This window comes from Amphritea sp. GJ51-11 (assembly GCF_055808735.1).
Genome location: NZ_CM147881.1, coordinates 1,895,917 through 1,915,978 on the forward strand (window position 1 = coordinate 1,895,917; position 20,062 = coordinate 1,915,978).

General features: G+C 45.1%; 12 protein-coding genes. 10 read left to right on the forward strand and 2 right to left on the reverse strand.

From position 1 onward, the window contains the following. The first annotated feature begins 204 nt into the window (after positions 1-204). The 4 genes from AC0L4K_RS08320 to AC0L4K_RS08335 all read left to right on the forward strand — a co-directional run bounded on the left by AC0L4K_RS08320 (position 205) and on the right by AC0L4K_RS08335 (position 7,017). Entirely contained in the window at positions 205-1,380 is a 1,176-nt protein-coding gene (locus tag AC0L4K_RS08320; RefSeq protein WP_473268915.1) for a p-hydroxyphenylacetate 3-hydroxylase oxygenase component, read from the forward strand. A gap of 306 nt (positions 1,381-1,686) precedes the next feature. Continuing rightward, positions 1,687-2,541 carry a PA4780 family RIO1-like protein kinase gene (locus tag AC0L4K_RS08325; protein ID WP_473268916.1) on the forward strand — a complete coding sequence of 285 codons (855 nt, stop codon included), beginning with the start codon at positions 1,687-1,689 and terminating at the stop codon, positions 2,539-2,541. Between the two features lie 857 nt (positions 2,542-3,398). Continuing rightward, the gene (ltrA, locus tag AC0L4K_RS08330) at positions 3,399-4,706 is read left to right on the forward strand and encodes a group II intron reverse transcriptase/maturase (RefSeq protein WP_473268917.1); all 1,308 of its coding nucleotides are present in this window, start codon (positions 3,399-3,401) and stop codon (positions 4,704-4,706) included. 163 nt (positions 4,707-4,869) lie between these two features. After that, on the forward strand, positions 4,870-7,017 hold the full coding sequence (locus AC0L4K_RS08335; RefSeq protein ID WP_473268919.1) for an SEC-C metal-binding domain-containing protein: 2,148 nt from the start codon (positions 4,870-4,872) through the stop codon (positions 7,015-7,017). Between the two features lie 99 nt (positions 7,018-7,116). Here AC0L4K_RS08335 and ltrA (AC0L4K_RS08340) read toward each other — a convergent pair whose 3' ends face one another. After that, positions 7,117-8,451: a group II intron reverse transcriptase/maturase gene (gene ltrA / locus AC0L4K_RS08340; RefSeq protein WP_473268920.1), complete on the reverse strand. Its 1,335-nt coding sequence runs from the start codon at positions 8,449-8,451 to the stop codon at positions 7,117-7,119. Between the two features lie 633 nt (positions 8,452-9,084). On the opposite strand from ltrA (AC0L4K_RS08340), the gene AC0L4K_RS08345 reads away from it, so the two are divergent. From AC0L4K_RS08345 to AC0L4K_RS08365, 5 genes are all read left to right on the forward strand, one after another. After that, positions 9,085-10,221, forward strand: coding sequence for a hypothetical protein (locus tag AC0L4K_RS08345; RefSeq protein WP_473268921.1), 1,137 nt, complete (start codon positions 9,085-9,087; stop codon positions 10,219-10,221). Positions 10,222-10,348: 127 nt separating this feature from the next. Then, positions 10,349-10,795, forward strand: coding sequence for a hypothetical protein (locus tag AC0L4K_RS08350; RefSeq protein WP_473268923.1), 447 nt, complete (start codon positions 10,349-10,351; stop codon positions 10,793-10,795). Beyond that, on the forward strand, positions 10,792-11,460 hold the full coding sequence (locus AC0L4K_RS08355; protein WP_473268924.1) for a Cap15 family cyclic dinucleotide receptor domain-containing protein: 669 nt from the start codon (positions 10,792-10,794) through the stop codon (positions 11,458-11,460). Before AC0L4K_RS08350 ends, AC0L4K_RS08355 begins: the two co-directional genes overlap by 4 nt. 45 nt (positions 11,461-11,505) lie before the next feature. Beyond that, positions 11,506-12,381 carry a nucleotidyltransferase domain-containing protein gene (locus AC0L4K_RS08360; protein ID WP_473268925.1) on the forward strand — a complete coding sequence of 292 codons (876 nt, stop codon included), beginning with the start codon at positions 11,506-11,508 and terminating at the stop codon, positions 12,379-12,381. After that, positions 12,381-13,043, forward strand: coding sequence for a Cap15 family cyclic dinucleotide receptor domain-containing protein (locus AC0L4K_RS08365; RefSeq protein WP_473268926.1), 663 nt, complete (start codon positions 12,381-12,383; stop codon positions 13,041-13,043). Before AC0L4K_RS08360 ends, AC0L4K_RS08365 begins: the two co-directional genes overlap by 1 nt. Positions 13,044-13,637: 594 nt before the next feature. Here AC0L4K_RS08365 and acnA read toward each other — a convergent pair. Continuing rightward, positions 13,638-16,355 carry an aconitate hydratase AcnA gene (gene acnA, locus AC0L4K_RS08370; protein ID WP_473268927.1) on the reverse strand — a complete coding sequence of 906 codons (2,718 nt, stop codon included), beginning with the start codon at positions 16,353-16,355 and terminating at the stop codon, positions 13,638-13,640. 903 nt (positions 16,356-17,258) lie between these two features. Between acnA and AC0L4K_RS08375 the strand changes: the two genes are divergently transcribed. After that, positions 17,259-20,051: a bifunctional aconitate hydratase 2/2-methylisocitrate dehydratase gene (locus AC0L4K_RS08375; protein WP_417224352.1), complete on the forward strand. Its 2,793-nt coding sequence runs from the start codon at positions 17,259-17,261 to the stop codon at positions 20,049-20,051. The last annotated feature ends 11 nt before the right edge of the window (positions 20,052-20,062 follow it).

Here is a 20,062-nt window from a genome sequence, read left to right on the forward strand (position 1 = left end):
TAATCAACAACAATATGCTTTTATACTTCACATGTTAACTATGAGAAGTGCAAGTTAGCCTGTGAAAGATCCATTTTCTTCTGCCTCATCCTCAACAATAATAGGGCCATCTGTTGGACAGTCAGTGATTGGGTGATGTTGTTTCTATCATTCAGCGATTGGCACAGTCTGTTATGAAAACAATAACGAGAAGGGTAATGAACGATGGAAAGACCAAATCCTATGCTTGATGAGTTGAAAAAGATTCTGCCTGAGATTGCGGCCAATGCGGTCAATGCAGAGCAGCTTCGTAAGGTGCCGGAAGAAAATATTAATCTTCTCAAATCAATCAACTTTCATCGCGCGCTGCAGCCAAAAGCCTATGGTGGCTTAGAGTTGTCATTACCTGAAGTGACCGATTGTATTGCTGCATTGGCCGGTGCGTGTGGTGGTACTGCTTGGGCATTTAGCCTATTAGTGACTCATAGTCACCAGATGGCCATGTTTTCAAAACAGGCGCAGGACGAGTTCTGGGGCGAAAATCCGGATGCGGTTGCCAGTAGTTCAATCGCACCTTTTGGTAAGGTTGAAGAGTGTGAAGGTGGGGTCATCTTCAATGGAGACATGCGTTGGAGCTCTGGCTGTGACCATGCACAATGGGCGATTCTGGGCTTCCTGCGGGATAATAAAGAAACGGGTGAGAAAGATTATTGCTTCGGTGTGGTGCCTGCGAGCGATTATGAAATCGAAGATGACTGGTATTCTGCTGGAATGAAATCATCCGGTACTAAGACTCTTAAGGTTAACCCAAATACCTTTATTCCTGAACACCGTATTGAGCGGGCTAAGGCGATGATGACCGGTGAGTCTGCCGGTTTTGGTTTGTACCCTGAGAGTAAGATCTATTACACCCCATACCGTCCATATTTTGCCTGTGGTTTTGCTGCGATCGCGCTGGGCGTGGCTGAACGGATGTTGCAAGTCTATAAAGAGATGACCAAAAACCGTACCCGTGCTTACACCATGGCCAGTAGTGGTAAAGAAATTCCACCGCTGATGCGGCTGGCTGAATCTCATCAACAGGTCGCCGCAGCGCGTGCTTATATGGAAAAAACCTGGGACGAGCATAAAGCCTTTGGCGAACAGAAACGCTACCCTACCGATGAAGAGCTTGTTTTTTGGCGCACCAATCAGGCGTATGCCATTAAGATGTGTTGCGAGGCGGTTAACCGTTTGTTTGAAGTCGCTGGTGGCTCTACGTGGATCCATGATAATGAGATCCAACGGCTGTGGCGTGATTGCAACATGACGGCAGCCCATGCTTACACCGATTACGATGTTTGTAAGCAGATTCTTGGTCGTTCACTGATGGGGCTTGAGCCTGATCCAACCATGGTGTGACCCTGTCATTCTGATCTAGCTAGAACGCAAGACGATCTCAATTCGTGAGTTCGCCGTCAGGCGTATTAATTAAATCCGGTAGCCTTATGGTTGCCGGATTTTTTTGTGCTATAACAAAACGATAGGGTAATAGATGGCGGGTTATCGAGGAGGTTAACTTAGTTGAGAGGGGCGTGGGTGCAATCCTAGGCAACAGGAGGGCAACGGCAGTGCGAACAATCCTAAATAATTTTAAAAAGTGTTAGACTTAGTTAATAGAGTTGAGCCACCGTTGGCTAAAATGGTTTTTTAACGATACAGGTATGCATGAAAGCACCAAAAACGCTCCTTCCGCTGATAGATGAAGGTTTGATTGATGAAGTGATAAGCCGGCTGATGAGTGGTAAAGAGGCTGATATCTATATTGTCAGTTGCTCCGGTCAGATTCGTTGCGCCAAAGTTTATAAAGATGCGGTAAAGCGTAGTTTCAAGAATGCTGCCCAATATCAGGAAGGCCGAAAGGTTCGCAGTGGTCGACGTGCCCGAGCGATGGAAAAAAACTCCGCCTATGGCCGTAAGCAGCAGGAAGAGATTTGGCAAAATGCTGAAGTGGATGCGTTAGCCCGCTTACACCGTGCTGGCGTACGGGTGCCTGAAACCTTTGGTTGTATCGACGGCGTTCTGCTAATGGAATTAGTAGTCGATGATGAGGGGGATGTGGCGCCGCGCCTTGGTGAGGTGTTATTGACCGAAGAGCAGGCGCTGGAAGATTATGCCGTCATGATGCATTACGTTAAGTTGATGCTGTGTGAAGGCATCATCCATGGTGATCTGTCAGAGTTTAATGTCTTGGTTGACGAATATGGCCCAGTCATTATCGACCTGCCGCAAGCAGTCGATGCGTCGGCTAATAACAGTGCTCGCTCAATGCTGTTACGGGATGTGAATAATATGACCCGTTACTACGCTCAGTTTGCACCTATCTTGAGCTTGTCCCGTTATGGCGAAGAGATGTGGGCGCTCTATGAAGAGGGTTTGTTGAAACCTGAAACCGAGTTGACCGGACTTTATGACGGCGATGCCGATGGCGCTGATGTGGATGCGGTGCTTGAAGAGATTAAAGCGGTCATGCTAGAAGAGCGTGAACGACAAGAGCGTTTAAGGGTAGCTGAAGGCGCTTAACGCTGAATCTTAACCGTCGCCGTCGAGGCCATCATATTATACGAAAGAGCCCACTTAGTGTGGGCTTTTTTGTGCTTGCCTGTTTATTCGGTTGGTGATATTTTGATTGTCAATAAAATCAATAGGTTATTGATTTACACGTTTATAGGCCACTCGTTACCGAAATAGCGTGCACGCACGCTTTTCTGGAAGGGAATAGTCAAACTATGGAAGGTTTCAGAATGAAATCAGTTGGTTACAAGCATAAGCCCGGTGAGTTCTCGCTAGTATATAAGGCACGCACGAATAAGTTGTTAGAGCGCCAAGCAAAGCTTGGTGCATCTTGCGAGGTGAAAGTCCTCGTCCGGTAAAGCTAAGCCCGCAGCCGGTATCGAGTGTTGCGCCTGTGGCGGAATTCTGTGGATCGAAATACTTTCCAGATTTTTTTTTCTAAAACTAAATCAGCAGAATGAACAAAACGGGTGAAGCGTACACAGAGAACTGCGTAGGCCATAGGGGGTTCCGTGCTCCTGAAGTGTTGGTATCGCCTCGACAGATCGTTCCGATTGGCCAAGTGTGTAACATTACTGAAGCCAGCATGAAAAACTCGTTATTGGTTAGAGTTTTGAGAATCGGCGGGGTTATCAAACCGTGGCATGTGCAGAGAGATGCATCAGGAACTTGGGAGATCCAAATGATTCCTAAAGGACGTAGGTAAGGATGTTTAATCGAAAGATGAAACGAATGAAGATCATTTGGAAGTCGGATCAGTTCATAGTAGTCCGGGGGCGGGAAAGCCGCCTGCATGGCGAAGGGACTGACAGTTATATCGGATTGCAGCAGACACAGCTGCCAGACAGAGTCGGGCTGGATAACAGATGACAACCGCACTGCAATCTATTGCAATTAAAGCCAGAACCCACCCCAATCATCGCTTCCAAAATTTATATAAGCTAATGGATAATCGCTTATTATTTAGTAGCTGGGGATCATTAAACAAACATGCAGCATCGGGCATAGATAATATGACTTGTGCTGATTACAACGAAGGGCTCTTTGAACGACTGAGCCAACTTGGACAAAAACTGCGGCACAAATGCTACCGATCGAATGCGGTTAAACGCATTTATATTCCGAAGGCAAACGGCAAGCAACGTCCATTGGGCTTACCCACTGTCGAAGATAAACTGGTACAACAATCTGCATCTTACTTACTGCAAAGTATTTGGGAGCAGGATTTTGAACCGGTTAGCTTCGGCTACCGTCCGAAGCTAAGTGCGCATAATGCACTGGAAACACTTCGATCAGGCTTGCAGCAAGGTGTTTATGGATATGTGGTAGAAGCTGATATAAAAGGCTTTTTCGACAACATGAACCACGTATGGCTGGTGAAAATGTTAGAACAGCGAATCGACGATAAAGCGTTTATTAACCTGATTAAGCAATGGTTAAAAAGCCCGATTGTTGAACCGACAGGCCAACGGCATAAGCCGGTGAGAGGTGTTCCTCAGGGAGGGTTAATATCCCCTGTTTTGGCCAATATCTACCTTCATTATGCACTTGACCTCTGGTTTGAGAAAGTAGTGAAGCGCAGGGTCAAAGGAAAAGCAATGCTCATCCGCTATGCGGATGATTTTGTTGTGGCTTTTCAATATCGAGATGATGCCCGTGATTTTTATCAGGCGTTAAACTCAAGACTGAAGAAATTTGATCTTGAAGTCGCTCCTGAAAAGACACGGATGATTCGTTTTAGCCGACATCATCCAAAGCGTGAGAATTGCTTCGAGTTCCTGGGTTTTAACTTTCGGTGGGGGCTTTCGAGAGAAAAGAAGGCCGTTGTGATGCTAAGGACAGCTAAAGAGAAACAAAAGTCGAGTCATAAAAAGCTGTATAACTGGATCAAATACAATCGATCTTTGCCTATCACAGCGATGATGAACCGTGTTAAAAAGATGCTGCAAGGTTTTGTGAATTACTATGGCGTGCCAGGTAATAGCAAAAGCGTAACGAGGTATCAATATCACACACGGATGACGTTGTTTAAGTGGTTGAATCGGCGCAGTCAACGGCGTAGCTATAACTGGCCAGAGTTTAATCACTTGCTTCAGTGTTTTAATGTGATAGCAATGCGAGTAAGTAAGCGCATGCAGAAGGGGCCTGATTTACACGGGCGAATATATAACTGAGGAGCCGGATGCGGTAGTTCCGCACGTCCGGATCTGTGTGGGGGCGGTACGGGTAACTGGCCGTCCTACCACGACTAGGGCTGCTGATATATCTCGCGCAAGCCCCAAAAAATAGCTTTTCATACATAGTTACTAAGGAATATCCGTAACGGAGTAATCTCGAATGGAAGCAAATAAAAAAAGAACCGAGTCAGAAGTGTTCGATGACCTTGCTCAGCTATGTATTAGCCCAGGGTTCATTCATGTTATAACTGCTCTGTGTTTTAGAGATAATGTTTTTATTTATGAAGAAGATGCCTTCAAACCAGAGGATATGGCAAGCCTGTATTCGTTTGATCGTCTTATTCGGACAGAAATTTCTACCCTCATAGGGTTAATGATTAAATCTGATATTGACTTCACGCTGCCCGAACCAAGTCAAATTACTGATATGGCAAATCGAGCTTGCAACCTGCTCAATGAAATACACTTCTCGATGGGGATGTCTGAAGCTATATCTTTTTCTGAAAGTGGTGCGCTTGAGGGAATCAAGCCACTAGATACAGCTAGCATGATGCGAGAGCCTATATTCTATGGGGGAGAATCTGCATACATATTCCAGTATCGAGACTTAGCCGTAGAGAGATACTCAAAGGATAATGATTGGTTTGTTAGGAATAAAGGGTATGAAATAGCTGATGTAAGAGAGGTAATACTCAGCATTGAGAATATTCAAAACGAAAAATTAAACTCCACTTTACAGAAAATGAAAGAGCTGTCTCCTGAAGAGTGGTCAATGTTGCCTGCATTTGTTTTTTCTAAAGAGGAGTTACTCTCCAACAGTGCCATCGACCCAGAAAAATTAGGCAGAATTCTTGATTCATTTAGTCTTCCAGAAGGAAATCTAAATGAAAGTTTTGACTCCATTAGCGATTTCAATGTTGCCAATGTATATCCGATAATTAAAAAAGAAGAAGGAGAATATATCCTTCCATTAAGTTATACGCTGAGCGAATCGTCTTACGACGCACCATTTTATTGGTTTAATGAAGATAAAAAATATAAAAGTAAGGCCATGCATCATCGAGGCGAGTTCACTGAAGAATTTTCCGAAAAACGATTGAAATTGGTGTTTGGAGATAAAAATGTATTTTCAAATGTTAACATAATCGGCAAAGACGGAAACATTGCTGGCGAGATTGATGTTCTAGTGGTTTTTTCTAATAGAGTAATTGTAGTTCAGGCGAAGTCAAAAAAGTTAACAATCGAGTCTAGGAAGGGCAATGACAACGTACTAAAGGATGACTTCAAAAAAGCAATACAAAATGCATATGATCAAGCCTTGTCCTGCTCCAAGCTTTTAGGTGATGAAAACTACAAATTTCAACTTGATGATGGGACAGTGATTTCAGTTCCTCGCGATTGCAAAGAAATATTTCCAATATGCTTAATATCAGAGCACTACCCAGCACTTAGTTTTCAAGCAAGACAGTTTTTAAAGTATGAAGTTACCGAGGTGATTGCAGCACCTTTTGTCATGGATATATTTCTACTTGATGCGATGACTGAGATGCTAGAAACACCGCTACATTTTCTAAGTTATCTATATCGTCGAGCGCTTTATATTGAGCGTTTGAGTATTTCGCACGAGCTTACTGCTTTATCCTATCATTTGAAGCTAAATCTTTGGCTTGAAAATGAGTATGATTTCATTCACTTAGGTGATGATATTTCTTCCGACTTAGATGCAGCAATGATAGTCAGGAGGCTTGGCATTGAGGGCAATAGAACTCCAGATGGAATATTAACTAGGTTTGTAGGGACAAAAATTGGAAATCTCATAGAAGAAATTGAGTCCCAAGAAGAAGCTGGGACTATTGATTTAGGGTTTATGCTGCTTACACTGAGTGAAGATACACTTAACGCGTTAAATCAAGGAATAGAAACTATTCTAAGTCAGGCAAAATCAGATAAAAAACACCATGATATAACAGTAGGTATAAGTGCAGGGAATACAGGACTGACAATACACTCAAGCTATGATTCAGATAAGGATTCTGCCGAGCGTTTACGAGGTCACTGCATTAGGCGAAAGTATACGCAAAGGGCTGAAGACTGGTTTGGCATATGTTTAGATCCAGACACTGAAAAACTGAGGTTTGGTCTGAAATTAAATTACCCTTGGGAAAAAAATGATGAGATGGAAAAGAGTGTCGAGGGTTTAAAACGAAAGGCTATAGATGCAGCGCTTGCCATCACCAAAAAGATTGGACGCAATGAAAAATGCCCTTGCGGTAGTGGGATAAAGTACAAGAAATGCTGCCTTATCTAAATTAATAAGAGTGCGGCGTGTTGCCCTATAATCGGGTAGCCGAGGGTCTCTAACCCTCAGCCCCCACAACACCCTGCATGCGGATCCGCACAGGGCGTTTCACTGAGAATGGTGAAGCTTGATCCATCCATCGCGCAATTCATAAAGCCCCTGAGATTTTAAATAAGCATTGGATAATGCCTGATTAATCCCCGGTGTTTTAGAGCTTCGCCATGGGCCTTTACTGGTAATGCCACACGCAACAGCCGCCTGTACGTGGACGCCTCGACTCATCAGGTTCCTTACCTTGGTGCGTGGCTTTCGCCACTGCCGCCAGTAAGCCATCCTTATTCTGCGCCGAATCCAATGATCTAAATCGACGCAGAGTTGGTAGCAATTGGCGATGCCAAAATAGTTAATCCAGCCACGTATAAATTGGCTGGTTTTGAAGAGCTGATATTTCATCGACACCCCCCAGTTACGATTCGTTAACACGCGTATCCGCTGCTTAAATTTCAGTAGCGTTTTCTCATGCCATTGAATACGACCAGCCTTGAAGGTAAACCCCAAGAACTTACTCTCACTGGTTTTAACGACGCGACTTTTATCGGTATTGACGACCAGCTTCAAGTGGTTTTGCAAGTACTGACTGATACTGCGTAGCACACGCTCGCCCGCTCGCGGGCTCTTTACCACTATTGTAAAGTCGTCGGCATAGCGGGCAAACTTATGGCCACGTTTCTCAAGTTCTTTGTCCAGAGGATCGAGCATGATGTTCGCTAGTAGCGGCGATAGTGGCCCGCCTTGCGGTACACCTTCTCGGCTCACACCATAGAACTGGTTGTCGACAAACCCAGCTCGCAGGTATTGTTTAATCAATCGTAGAAGACGTTTGTCCTTCACCTTGTCACCAAGGCGCGTCATCAGCAGATCGTGATTAACTCGGTCAAAGAACTTAGACAGATCGACATCGACCGCGAAGCGGCGACCTTCCTTGATGATATCTCTCACCTGTTTTACCGCCTGCTGCCCATTTCGATTTGGCCGGAATCCAAAACTATTGTTTGAGAAGTCGGGATCAAAAATAGGCGTAAGGACTTGGGCAATCGCTTGCTGGATCACTCGGTCACAGACGGTTGGAATCCCCAGTTGGCGAGTACCACCATCGGGTTTATCGATTTCAACGCGTCTGACCGGTGAGGGCGTATACCGACCTGTTGCCAGTTCGGTTGTCACCTTCGTCCAGTGCCCAGCTCTTGCCCATACGGGAAATTCGTTGATGGTCATGCCATCCACTCCCGCAGCCCCTTTATTGGCTTGAACGCGTTTCCATGCCGCTGAGAGATTTTCCCGCTGCAACACACGCTCAAATAGTTCGTCACTAAAGGCTGGCTTCAGATCGCTACGCTGAATCACGTCATCGCCGGACGGCGTTCGTGCGTTCAAGTGTGACAAGGCTCCTCCTTTATTCTCAATGTTCAGGCCTTCACCATGTATCAGCCATTACGCTGACCGTTGGGCTACTATGCCGTTTGCTGACTTCTGCTTAATCACTGGCAAAGTTACCTCTGCCAGCGCTATCGGTTTGTATCTAGTTCGCTCTCCGCTGGCGATACATTCAGCGGAGCCAAGGCACTTATTGACCAGAGCCTTACTGGTGGTTTACCGATCGCTTGTTAAGCAGATCTCCCCAGATAAGAACATGAACTGTCCCTGCGCAACTGCATCATTTACGGTGGCCGTTAGATCACACGGCTTCGTTGTCTTGTGCCAACTCGCCTCCAGCCTACGCCTCATATGATGTTCTTGTTCATCAGCTCGCAGTTTTGCGTCCGGCTTCCTTCAGACCGTCCCTCGCGGGTTAGCCCTTGCCATTCGCTAGTAGTTTATTGTCTACTGACAACATGGTGTTCGACGGTGATCTTCCTACAGAGGACTTTCACCTCATTAGTTCATGCCCATGCTGGGCGTACACAAGTCAATCAACTTCGCGCCTATCGGCGCCGGACAGCCTGCGCTCCGCTCCGGCTGCCGGTTATGGCGGCGTTAAGCATCAGATTCAAATATAGTTAATTTTAGGCCGTGATAATGAGCGATTTTCAAAAAGTATTAACCAAACTATTAAATGGTAATAGGTTGAGAGAGCCTTTTACATGTGCAAGCCGAGGTAAAAGCTATCGAGATGATCTTGATGAGAGATTCACTAATTTTATTAACAGAATTGATAAGTTCAAAGATGATGGCGTTGTAGAAAAGTACTTTTTCGATCGAAAAAATGATGTAAGAGAAGTATGCGAAATAATTATCCAAGCACTTGATGAATATTTAACTGGTAGTGCAGGCCGCGCCTACTCAAAAATTGAAAATTTATTTGAACGGCCAATTATTGCTGAAAACCTTAGTTATCTTGTACATAGCATGGACTCTTACTCAAAGAGTGAAAAATCACTCTTTAGGGTTAGATACTCAGAATCTGATTTAAAAGAAAGAAGCGATATGTTTCACATTCCTTTTCAAATACGAGAAAATGTCGGAACTCAAAGGTACTCAATCGCTGGTTTGCCATGTTTATATTTAGGTACATCTATTTATGTTTGCTGGCAAGAAATGGGCAAGCCTGACCTAAATAAATTGTATTTATCTAGATTTAAAGTTAATCATGATAATAAAATATTGAATTTTGCATACTCCTTAGAAACTTTAAAAGACACAAATCATGAAGATCTTTGGGATTGGGGTGAGGATAGTAAGTCCGATACTAATTTGAATATTGCTCATATAATATTTTTTCCTCTGCTAATGGCTTGTAGCTATAATAGAGCACATGAGAATGCTAATTTTCATGCTGAGTATATTATTCCTAACCTTCTTCTTCAGTGGATAAGTAAAGAAAAATCAAGAGTTTCAGGTGTCTCATATTTTTCAACTAAGACTAAGCAATTAAGAAACAACAATATAGGTGTAAACTTTGTTTTTCCACCTAATACGGAAGTTGTTAGAAATAAAAATTTTTGCCCTGACTTGTCAAATTCATTCTATCTTACGAAACCTATTTCATGGCAAGTTTTAGATACAATAAATAGGCCTCAAAAAGTACAAAATAATCATTTTCCTTCTGAAGATGATATTGAGGAAGGTTTTGTGAAAAACTACCGTTTAACTAAATTTTTCGAGGTTGAGCAAATGCTAACGCGCATTTCTAAAACAGGTGCCGTTGATGCTTAACAAGCGCTTTAAACAGAATAAAAACAGTTGGTTAAGTTCCGCTTCGCTCCACATTATAACCAACAATTTTTGTCCGCTTAAGCGGGCGTTAGCGGTCTTGGGTCGCGGATAAATTAGAGGTGACTGAATGAAGCAAGAAATATTTTTACACGCGATTACCGAGAACTTGAGAAAAGGAGTACCGACTGGCTTCACTGGCCTAGGTATTATATTTGTAAACAAAGACATAGGAACGCTGCCAATTTCACCTCTTCTTAGTGAAGAAGAATTCAGTACAGCAGGCTTAGATGCTCACACTATTGTCAATTTTTTGTTATCTATCTCTAACCTTAAAGACAAGAGGCATGATGGATTTCATGTTGTTAGTCGAGATTTAGGCCTCTTAAGAATATCGCAATATTTTAGCCCTTTGATCCCTAAAAATTCCAATGAAACGGTATTTAACGTTGGCGCTAGATATCGAACAGCTCAATATGGTTCACTATATGAGAATGTATCTTCAATAATAATTATTAGCCAACAAAGAGAGGTTTATATTGCAAAGAATGGAGTTGTGGAGTTGATCACCACATGAATCAAAAAGAAATAAAAATATTTGCAGCCGGATCAATTGTAATTGGTGCAACCGTTTGGATTATTCCATTTATGCTTAATAACTTTGAGGTTCTCTCACTAGATAGCCTCAAATATGTAAACTTAGGGATTACAGTTGCAGGGCTGTTTTGGTTTTCATATTTTAAGTGGGCTTGGAAATGGGGCTATATAAGAAAGCTTTTATACCGACCAAATTTAAACGGAACATGGTTGGGTGAATTTGAATCTGATTGGAAAGATGATCAAGGTCAAGTGAATCCGCCAAAAAAGTTTGTTCTCGTTATTCGACAGCACTGGTTTACTATATCTGTAAAAGCATTCACGAACATTCAGAAAACAGAGTCGTATGTGGAAACTCTGATGCTAGATGGCAATAAGGGTACAAAGATTCTTGCCTACCTATTTTCTGAAAAGCGTTCACGAACTGGAGACCATGGCCCAAGACAAGGAGCTGCGGAGTTAGATCTAGTGGAAACAGACACAACTAAGTTATTAGAAGGTCATTTTTGGACTCAAGCTGGAACACGTGGATATATAAGGGTAAAACAAATATCTAGTAGCGATCACATTGACTCTTTTGAGCAATCAGAAATTAAATGGTCAGATAAAGATTGTTGGGAGTCAATTCAGGGTGACAACTGTTAGTCAGTTTCTGCTCGCAGGAAAATTAGCATTTCAAGAGGATACGTAATGAGCCTGGAAGATAAATTATCTGGTTGGATGGGGCCTTCGAGTAGCACGGAGCAGGATAAGCAGGATAGAACGGAACGGATGATTCGCCAAGCGATAGATGCACATGAACCACTCAATAATTGTTCATTGAAAGTTTTTGCGAAAGGGTCTTACGCTAATAATACTAATGTGCGGGCAGATAGTGATGTAGACATAGCAGTGGAGTGCACGGAATGTCTTTACTGGGGGGAATCTGAAAAAGGTAATCATCCGCCTAGTGGATCATATGAGGGAATTTGGACCCCAGAAAAGTTAAGAGCAGAGCTTCTTTCTGCTATGAATACAAAATTTCCGAGTCAGGTAGACTCTTCAGGATCTACCGCGATACAGATTAATTCTAACTCAGCCCGCGTAGATGCCGATGTAGTTCCGTGTTTTAGCTATCGCTACTATATGAACTATGGATCGAGAGATGGAACAAAAATATTCAAAACTGATGGCAGCAGCATCGTTAACTACCCAGTTCAACAAAAGGAAAAGGGGGCAGCAAAGAATAATCGAACCGGATATGCCTATAAGAAAGGAGCGCGCCTACTAAAGCGCGTTGAAAATGCAATGGCACAAGATGGCACATTTCGTGAGTTGCCATCATTTTTCATGGAGTGCCTAGCATATAATTGCCCAGACAACACATTTTCTCACCCAACATGGACAGAGCGTCTACGAGCCATGCTTTTGCATATTTGGAATAACCTTAAAGGTGATGAGCCGACCTCTGGTCGCTGGTTGGAGGTGAGTGAGTGTGTTTTCCTGTTTCACTCAAATCAAAAATGGACTCGCGAGGATGGTCGCGAGTTTGCTAAAGCGGCGTGGAACTACTTTGGATTCAAATAATGCGTAACGTGACAATTAAAAGCTCGTTGTATTTACTGGTCGGAATTTCAGCGGTTGCATGGTTTTCGCTCGCTTACTTTAGCGACCTTGATTTGTCAAAGGTAAAAGATTTCTTTGGACTTGTACCAAAGGTTGTAACTATTGATCTTTTAGTAGTTGCAATATTTGTTAAATGGGGCTGGAAACATAAAATATTTAGAGGGTGGCTTGTTCCTTTTCCTAATTTAAATGGGAGCTGGGTGGGTTTTATATACTCCGATTGGAAAAATCCCGAAACAGGAGAAAAGCCACCTCCCATACCCGTAATGCTCACAGTAAACCAATCTTTCTTTCACATTAATTGCATGATGCTCACGAGTGAAATGGAAAGCTCTTCATATTCTGAGGGCTTTCTTATCGAACCGGATCGACAAATTAAAAATATAGCATATTCCTATACTAGCAAGCCCAGATTAAGTTTGAATGAGCGGAGTATTCCGCATGATGGAACAGCAGTGTTCAAGATCATTGAAAAGCCTAAGCAAAAGCTAGTAGGCAGGTATTGGACGGAGAGATTAACAAAGGGTGAAATCGTTCTTCAGCATCACTCTAAAGAAATACTTGAGGAACTACCGGAAGATTTGGAAGATCATCCCGTAACGGAAGATGAAAATCGACGCTAACAATCGGCTTCACGCAGACGCCCAAACCTACGCTTCTTTTGTGGGTTTCGCTGCGCTTTACTTTACACAACAGCCTCTCCGGTTTTGGCTCTGGTGAGCCTGGCGTTATGTGTAAGGAATAGTTTTGAGTTTTAAATCATGTCGTAGCTATATACTATTTAGCTACTCAGTAAAGAATAAATCACGTTAAGTGCTTGACAAAGATTCTAGCGATTTTCTAAAGGAGATTGAGAATACTTGTGCTAGTCGCCTTAAAGTTATCTCTAAAGGATCAGCTATGTGGAGAGATCAAGCGGGACATGATGATAGACCTCTCTACCAAGATGAAATACATATCGACGATTTTCCTGAACCTTATTCTGAACAACGCATGAAGCCTGGAGCGAATAGTGCATCAGAAAGTAGGGCAACCCCAAAGGTATTCCTTGTTTATATGTGGCCTCAACTAAAGAAACTGCAATGTCAGAAATCAGACCGTGGTTAGGCTCTATATTACCTGTAGCTACATTTATCAATGAGCGACGCTAAACAGAGCGACGATGCCAGCCTCTTAACACTGATCATCGTCTCTCTGTATTGGTTGGCCGTTGAGTGTTAGGTATTTGCGGCGATAATATCGCGTAACACCATCGGCAAGATGCCTTTATGACGAATCTGATCCAGTTCCGATGAGGTATCAACTCGCGAAAGCAGTTCTATTTTCTGCGATGACCCATCCATCCGCTGAATTGTCAGCTCCACAGATCCCCTTGGCTCAAGTGTATCAATACCCTTCAAATCAAAGGTTTCAGAGCCATCTAAATTGAGCGAAGCGCGAGTGACCCCTTTCGGTAACTGCAGCGGCAAAACACCCATGCCCACTAGGTTTGATTTGTGAATACGCTCAAAACTTTCAGCAATAATCGCTTTTACACCGAGTAAGGCTGGCCCTTTAGCGGCCCAATCCCGTGACGACCCTGTGCCATAAAGTTTGCCGCCAAATACCAGGGTAGGAGTGCCTTCTTCACGGTAACGCGCAGCGGCGTCGTAAATCGACATTTGTGCGGGTTCACCTTCAGGCGGGTGGTAGCTGGTTACCGCGCCGGTGGTGCCCGGGAGCATCAGGTTTCTGGCTTTACCATTGCCAAAAATACTGCGCAGCATCACGTGGTGATTGCCGCGACGTGCCCCAAGTGATGTCAGATCGCTCTCGGCAACGCCTTGTGAGATCAGGTACTCGCCGGGAGGGGAGTCTGGACGTATACGGCTCACCGGTGAAATATGGTCGGTGGTTGTATTGTCATCACACATCACCAGCATGCGCGCCCCTGAGATATTGTTGAGCGCGTCCTCAGGTGTTTCGATTGAGAAACCGTCGAAGAAAGAGATTTCCTGGATGTAGGTTGAATCGGGATCCCAGTCATAAACGGGGCCGGTAGGCGATGCCAATTTTTGCCATGTATCAGGACCGTCGAGAGAGTTCTCATAGGTTTCTCTGAAAGCTTTCGGGTCCATGCATGCATGCATGGTCTGAGTGATTTCTGCATTGCTCGGCCAGATATCTTTAAGGAAAACATCGTTTCCTTCTGCATCCTGACCAATGGGCTGAGTGCTCACATCAATATTGACGTTGCCCGCAAGAGCCATCGCAACAACCAGAGGGGGTGACATCAGGAAGTTGGTATCAACATCCGGATGTACGCGGCCTTCAAAGTTCCGGTTACCGGATAAAACCGACGCTGCGATAATATCGTGGTCTTGTAATGCTTTTTCAATGCTCGGTGCCAGAGGGCCAGAATTACCCACGCAGGTTGTACAGCCATAACCGGCAGTATTAAAACCCAGTGCATCCAGATGCTGTTGTAATCCCGCCTTGGTTAAGAAGTCGGTTGCCACCGGTGATCCCGGTGCCAAGGATGTTTTAACGCTACTCGGTACTGTCATTCCAAGCTCATTGGCTTTCTTGGCAAGCAAGCCCGCCGCAATCAATAAACCAGGGTTAGATGTATTGGTGCAGGAGGTAATCGCGGCAATTACGATATCGCCGTCTTTTAACTCTCTTTCAGGTAAGGGGAGGTAAATACCGGCGTCGTCTGCTTTCATCGGCGTCACGTTAACCACTTCAGGTTTGCGATCGCCTTCGGCCGCCGCTTTTCTGAAAACATTGCCAAGCTCAGCCAGTGGCAGCCTGTCCTGAGGTCTTTTTGGGCCTGCCACAGAGGTCTCAACTGTGGAGAGATCTAGCTGAAGAAGGTCGGTGTAGCGAGGCATGGACTGGCCTGGTGTCCAGGTCATGTTCTGTGCTTTATAAAAAGCGAGTGGCAGATCGCCATCCCTACCTGTTGCTCTCAGATACTCGGCAGAGATTTCATCAAATGGGAAAAAGCCCATGGTGGCGCCATATTCAGGCGACATATTGGCCACGGTTGCACGGTCAGGCAGGGAAAGATTGGCACACCCCTCGCCGATATATTCAACAAACTTACCAACAACACCGCCCGGATAGTTTCGCAACACTTCAGTGATCGTCAGTACCAGATCTGTCGCCGTGACACCTTCTCTTAATGCGCCGGTGAGTTCAACGCCCACCACTTCGGGTGCCAGCATTTGCATCGGTTGGCCGAGCATGGAGGCTCCAGCTTCAATGCCGCCCACGCCCCAGCCCACAATCCCTAAGGCGTTCGCCATGGGCGTATGGCTATCCATACCAATGAGTGTATCCGGAGCCATCAGACCTTTGATGTTCAGGTAGCCCTGTGCCAGATACTCTAGGTTAACCTGATGCACAATCCCGGTTTGTGGGGGAATAATTCTGATGGTGTCAAATGCCTGCGCACCCCATTTAAGAAAGGCATAACGCTCTACGTTTCTGGCTGCCTCAAGCTCGCCATTGATTCTAAGAGAAGCCGGGCTACCGGTATTATCCATTGTCACCGTATGATCGATCACAAGATCTGCGCGGACTAGAGGTTCAATGATTGCTGGGTCCATACCCATGCGTTGAACGGCTGAACGCATCGCAGCAAAATCCACAATGGCGGGTGTGCCACTCAGATCATGCATCAAGACGCGACCTGCCGTGAAAGGAATTTCGATCGGCTGTGTGCCTCGATCCTCTGTCCAGCGTCCAAGCGCCTGAACTTGCTCAGCGGTGACGCCGTTTTGGCCAACATTTCGCGCGATACCTTCGAGGATAGGGCGAAGAGAAAACGGCAGGTCATCAAGATTTATACCAAATCGTTCAGCGGTATCTGGAAGGCTATGGTAGCTATATGCCGTTCCGGGAAGTGTTTTAATGGAACGGGATGGATCAAAACCGATAGGACTTGTCATATTTTATACCTCACGCAGATGGGACATTGATGAACCTATAACCTTTTTTGGCCGAGCCTGCGATCATTGTCGGAGCGGCTCGATCTTTTTATGGGTCATATATTCAGCCGTCAAACGAACCGCTATTACCTGCAGTATCAATGGTTGCTTTATTAGAATTGTCGACAATTCTAGAGGATAGGCAGCTTAAAGCAAGGATATTGGCCGTTATTTTGTCTTAATTACATACAATCTAAGACTATTTGCTAGTGTCTATCGACTGTTCTGGGAATGTTTAAGGCTTAGTTCCTGCGCTATGCGGAATGACGATGCGACTGAGTTGAATGAATAAAGGGGCATCGGTTGACTAAACGCTAGGTAGCGAGCTATCTAGTGCCCTGATAAATTCAAGCGAATGCGGGGGAGAGGTTGAGTGCTGGCCGATCGAGGATCTTTCTCTGGATTAGGGATGGGCGATCCCTGTCAATTGTTTGTAGGTTGCTACAGAGGTACTCACCCTTGCAGCGCACGATGGTTTCGACGGTTCCCGTTCTTCTGAGGTGGGCCAGAATCTCGCCATGATCGGTGTTGTCTGAGTGATTGATTCAATCACCATAGACAAAAGCCCGTTAAATCGCTGTATAATGGAAGGCGATAGAACCATTCTGGGCAATTCTGAAAATTAAGTATCCGCCTAATGGATTGATGTACTTAATCAAAGAAGGCCTGCCATATTTGCAAAATAAACATGGATGCCTACCACCAATGTATACCATCTGAAACACGTTAATTTTGCTATTATTTATTTTATTTATATCGACTATAGGCTTAATTTAAATTGTTTTTATTGAGCTGTTTATAACTTTCCTTATAATCTGTCGCCGATTCATAATTAGAATTAACTGAGACGAGACGCCTGACGCTATGAGTTACTACTCTGACTACCTAGAAGAAATAGAGATTCGTAAAAACGACCTTGGCCTGCACCCGAAACCGATTGATAGCGCAGAGCTACTTTCTGAAATCATTGCCCAAATTAAAGACGTTGGTAATGAGCATCGCGAAGCATCTTTGAACTTCTTCATCTACAACACGCTACCGGGTACTACGCCAGCGGCTGTCGTTAAAGCGGCTTTTCTGAAAGACATCGCTTTGGGTAAAGAAACTGTTGCAGAGATCTCTCCTGAGTTTGCGCTTGAGCAACTTTCTCACATGAAAGGCGGTCCTTCTGTTGAAGTGCTGCTAGATATCGCGCTGTCTGACGATGCTCAGGCGGCTGCTGCGGGCGAAGTTCTGAAGTCTCAGGTATTCCTGTACGACGCAGACTACGCTCGTCTGGCTGATGCTTTCAAAGCGGGCAACGCCATCGCTAAAGAGCTCTTAGAAAGTTACTCAAAAGCTGAATTCTTCACCAAACTGGATGACATCCCAGAGAAAATTAAGGTTATTACCTACATCGCTGCTGAGGGTGATATCTCTACTGATTTATTATCTCCGGGTAATCAATCTCACTCGCGTGCTGACCGTGAACTACACGGCCTGTGCATGATCTCGCCAGAAGCTCAGCAGGAAATCGCTGAGATGGGCAAGCAAAACCCTGATGCTAAAGTGATGCTGATCGCTGAAAAAGGCACCATGGGTGTTGGCTCTTCCCGTATGTCGGGTGTTAACAACGTGGCACTGTGGGCCGGTGAAAAAACCTCTCCATACATCCCATTCATCAACAACCGTCCGGTCGTTGCAGGTACTAACGGTATCGCGCCTATCTTCCTGACAACGGTTGGTGTAACCGGTGGTATCGGTCTTGATCTGAAAAACTGGGTTAAGAAAACCGACGCTAACGGCGAAGTCGTTCGTAACGAAAGTGGCGACCCTGTCCTGGAACAAGCCTATTCAGTGGCGACAGGTACCGTTCTGACCATCGATACTAAAGCTAAGAAATTGTACAACGGCGACCAGGAACTGGTTGATATCTCTGATGCTTTCACGCCACAAAAAGTGGAATTCATGAAAGCGGGTGGTTCTTACGCGGTCACCTTTGGTAAGAAGCTGCAAACGTTCGCTGCTGAGACCCTGGGTGTTGAAGCGCCTGCTGTGTATGCACAATCTAAAGAGATCTCTATCGAAGGCCAAGGCCTGACGGCTGTTGAAAAGATCTTCAACCGCAACGCAGTAGGTGTTACGTCTAAGACACCTTTGCACACAGGCTCTGATGTTCGCGTTAAAGTAAATATCGTCGGTTCTCAGGATACGACCGGTCCTATGACCTGTCAGGAACTGGAAGCGATGGCCGCTTCTACGATCTCTACCAGCGTAGATGGTGCTTTCCAATCCGGTTGCCACACAGCCTCTGTATGGGATAACAAAGCGAAGGCAAACACGCCTAAGCTGATGGCGTTCATGAACGCGTTCGGCGTTATCACCGCGCGTGACCCGAAACATGTTTACCTTTCAATGACTGACGTTATTCACAAAGTATTGAATGACATTACCGTTGACGACCGCGCAATCATCATCGGTGGTGACTCTCACACCCGTATGTCTAAAGGTGTCGCGTTCGGTGCTGACTCCGGTACGGTTGCGATCGCACTGGCAACAGGTGAAGCAGCCATGCCAATTCCAGAGTCTGTGAAGGTTACCTTCAAAGGTAAGATGCAGCCTCACATGGATTTCCGTGACATCGTCCATGCGACTCAAGCACAGATGCTGAAGACGTTCGGTGGTGAAAACGTATTCCAGGGTCGTGTTATCGAAGTACAGATCGGTACGCTGTTGGCTGACCAAGCCTTCACTTTCACTGACTGGACTGCAGAAATGAAAGCGAAAGCCTCTATCTGTATCTCTACTGACGACACGCTGATCCAGTCTTTGGAACTGGCTAAGTCCCGTATCCAAATCATGATCGACAAAGGTATGGATAACAAGGCGGCGATGTTGCAAGGTCTGATCGACCTAGCAGACAAGCGTATCGCTGAGGTGAAATCTGGCGAAGCGCCTGCGCTGGCTCCAGATGACAACGCTAAGTACTATGCTGAACTTGTTGTTGATCTAGACGTCATCAATGAACCAATGATTGCTGACCCAGACGTTAACAACGAAGACGTTTCTAAGCGTTACACCCACGATGTGATTCGTCCTGCTTCATACTACGATGGCCGTAAGGTTGATCTAGGCTTCGTTGGTTCTTGTATGGTTCACAAAGGCGATATGCAGATCATTGCAGCGATGCTGCGTAACCTAGAGAAGAAAGGTCCTGTTACCTTTAAAGCGCCATTGGTTGTTGCGCCACCGACTTACAACATCGTTGACGAGTTGAAAGCCGAAGGTGATTGGGAGCTGCTGGAAAAATTCGCTGGCTTCGAATTCTCTGACGCGCATCCAAAAGAAGCAGCACGTACCAAGTACGAAAATATTATGTACCTGGAGCGTCCTGGATGTAACCTGTGTATGGGTAACCAAGAAAAAGCAGAGCCGGGTGACACCGTGCTGGCTACGTCTACCCGCCTGTTCCAAGGCCGTGTTGTTGAAGATGCAGAAGGGAAAAAAGGTGAGTCGTTGTTGGGTTCTACCCCAATGGTTGTGCTGTCTTGTGTCCTAGGTCGTTTCCCGACACTGGAAGAGTACAAAGAAGCGGTTGAGGGTATCGATCTGACTACGTTCACGCCGCCGACTAATGACTTGAGTGTCGCGCATACTATCCCCGCTGCACGTATCTAATCATTGATAGC